The sequence below is a fragment of the Micromonospora sp. NPDC003776 genome, from assembly GCF_053605645.1.
Genome location: NZ_JBSGJR010000747.1, coordinates 1 through 2803, shown reverse-complemented (window position 1 = coordinate 2803; position 2803 = coordinate 1). Strand labels below are relative to the sequence as shown.

The following is a 2803-nucleotide window of genomic DNA, read 5'->3' as shown; positions in this document are numbered from 1 at the left end:
GGTCAGCCCCAACGACTCGAACATCCGCGCCCCCTCCCGCGGCTGGCCGATCCAGGCCATGGCCGGGCTCGGTCAGCCGAAACTGTGGCGATCGGGGCGGCGCGGCGGGGTGGCCGGGCGGGCGCTGTCCTCCGCCCAGACGGCGAGACCGGCGCCGACCAGCCACGCACCGTGGATGACCAGCACCTGTGCCCTCCTCGTGACGACAGTCGAGGATAGCGGGCGGGGCAGCCACCGAACCGGTTCGGCCACGCCGTGCCGGATTCTCCACCGAACGGTCGGAGTTGCCGGATCTTCGAATGATCCTCGGCTGGACGCGCCCTGCGGAGTGCCACAGCGACGCCCGTACGCGTTAGGTTCCCTCACGAATTCGGGGGAAAGGCACTTCCAGATGGCATCGCGCACTCCGCGACAGATCACCCGGCGCGGCGTACTGCGCAGCGGCAGCGTCCTGGCGGTCACGGCGACCGCCGTACCGGCGGTACTCGCCGTCGACGGGGAACCGGCCGAGGCGGCGACCCCGAGCTACGACCCGGAGCAGCGGTTCATCCAGCTGGTCGGGGGCGGCAACGGGGTGATCTACGCGATCCAGGCCGACGGGTCGCTGCTGTGGTACCGACACGCGGGCTGGCAGACCGCCGGGAGCGGCTGGGCCTCCGGCTCCGGCCGGCGGATCGGGTCGGGCTGGAACCAGTTCCTCACCGTGCTCGGCAGCACCGACGGCTCGCTGTACGGGGTGCGCGCCGACGGGACCATCCACTACCACCGCTACGTCTGCACCGACTACACCACCGGCGCGGGCTACTGGACCGGCGGCCGGCAGATTGCCCAGGGCTTGAACCGGTTCCCGCGGGTGTTCGGCTTCGACGGCGTGGTGTACGGCGTGGACGCCGAGGGTGCTCTCCACGGATACCGGTACATCCCGTCCACCGGGCGATGGACCGGTGGCACCCGGATCGGCGGCAACTTCAAGAGCTACCAGCTCCAGGCGGACTCCTCCGGCGTCATCTACGCCTGGCGGTTCGGGGAGGTCTTCTGGTACCGGTCCCTGGGCGGCGGCCTCTGGGCGCCGGGCTCCGGCTTCCGGCTGGGCCGCGGCTTCACCGAACTCGCCCTCAACGGCCTGGTCTTCGCCGGGCAGGGCGCGCTGTACGGGGTGGCGCCGAGCGCCTCGACCAAGCGGGCGGTCGGCCGCCTGGTCTCCTACCAGCTGACCAACTGGGCCACGGCGGGCACCGACCAGAAGGCCACCTGGGTCAACGGCGGCACCGGGACGACGATCAGCACCGGCTTCACCGTGCAGAGCCGCGCCGCGCTCCAGGGGTACGCGCAGACCCCGAGCGTCGCCGCCGGGGAGACGGTACGGGTGGCGGTCTCCACCACCTTCCCGTCGTTCACCGCGTCGGTGGTGCGGGTGGCGCCCAGCACCGCCGGCCCGGTGGTGGTGACGGCGGCGACCAGCGCCACCGGCAAGCTGCAACCGCTGCCCGCCGGCTACGTGCACAACGGCTGCGGCTGGTCGGACAGCTACCAGGTGACGATTCCCGCGACCTGGCCCTCCGGCCTGTACGCGGTCCGGCTGGAAGGCCCCCACCAGCTCCGGCGGCACGTGCCCTTCGTCGTCCGGCCCAAGCGGCCGGTCAACGACATCGCGTTCCTGCTGCCCTCGAACACCTACCACGCCTACAACACCTGGGGCGGCCACTACCAGTACTGCGGCGACCTGAGCGGCACGCGGCTGCTCACGCTGCGCCGCCCGTCCACCGAGTGGAACGTCGAGGCGACCGGCAACCTCGAGCACACCATGTGGTCGGACGTGCTGCTGCTGCGCTGGATGGCTCGGCAGGGGCTCGACTTCGACTGCTACGACGACGCCGACCTGCACGCCTCGGGCGCCTGGTTGAGCAGCTACCGGGCGCTGGTGCTCGGCAGCCACCCGGAGTACTGGTCCGAGGCGATGCGGCAGCACCTGGCCGACTACCAGGCGGGCGGCGGCCGGGTGATCTACGCGGGCGGCAACGGCATCTACGAGCGGGTGTCGTTCAGCGACGACGGCAGCGCGATCAGCTTCCGCACGCCGGAGGGGAAGCGGGACACCTTCAACTCCCTCGGCCTGCCCGCCTCGCAGCTGCTCGGCGTCAACTACACCAGCGCCAGCTGGTTCACGTTCGCGCCGTACGCGGTGGTCCGCGACCACCCGCTGCTGGCCGGCACCCGACTGACGGTGGGCAGCCAGTTCGGCACCCGGGGATACAACGGCGCCGCGAGCGGCTGGGAGACCGACGCCCTGCTCGGGTTGCCCGCCGAGGCGGCCCCGGAGGAGGTCATCGCGCGGGGGCAGAACGTGGGCGGCGGAGCGGCCATGGTCCTCGTCGAGAAGCCGAACGGCGGCTTCGTCTTCAGCGCGTCGTCGATCAGCTTCGCGGGCGCGCTGGACAGCGATCCCGACCTGTCGACGATCTTCCGCAACGTCTTCGACCGGGCCCTGGCGGCCGGGCCGGTGAGCCGTACCCGGACCCGGATGCAACGCACCGGCCCGGTGCCGGATCAGCCGGAGCCGAGCATCCTGGAGTAGGACGCCCCGACCCCGGCGCGGCCGGCCACGCTGATGACCGACTAGCGTCGGTGTCGTGCTCGATCTCCTCGTGATCGGCGGCCTCGGTGTGGACATCCGCGCCCAGGTGCCCGCCCTGCCCCTGCCGGCCGCCGACTCGCTCGCCGTACCGCCGATCGAGCTGCGGATCGGCAACACCGGCGCGGGCGTGGCGCTCGCCGCGCACGCGCTGGGCCTGCGCGTGGGGCT

At 72.3% G+C, this 2803-nt stretch carries 1 protein-coding gene; it reads left to right on the top strand.

Translation table 11 applies throughout. The features are described 5' to 3' along the window. The first annotated feature begins 391 nt into the window (after positions 1–391). Positions 392–2575: a N,N-dimethylformamidase beta subunit family domain-containing protein gene (locus tag ACWEVO_RS34325; RefSeq protein ID WP_452311573.1), complete on the top strand. Its 2184-nt coding sequence runs from the start codon at positions 392–394 to the stop codon at positions 2573–2575. The last annotated feature ends 228 nt before the right edge of the window (positions 2576–2803 follow it).

Coding starts and splice junctions, on each gene's coding strand:
- ACWEVO_RS34325 (WP_452311573.1), top strand. CDS start 392: ATGGCATCGCGCACTCCGCGACAGATCACCCGGCGCGGCGTACTGCGC.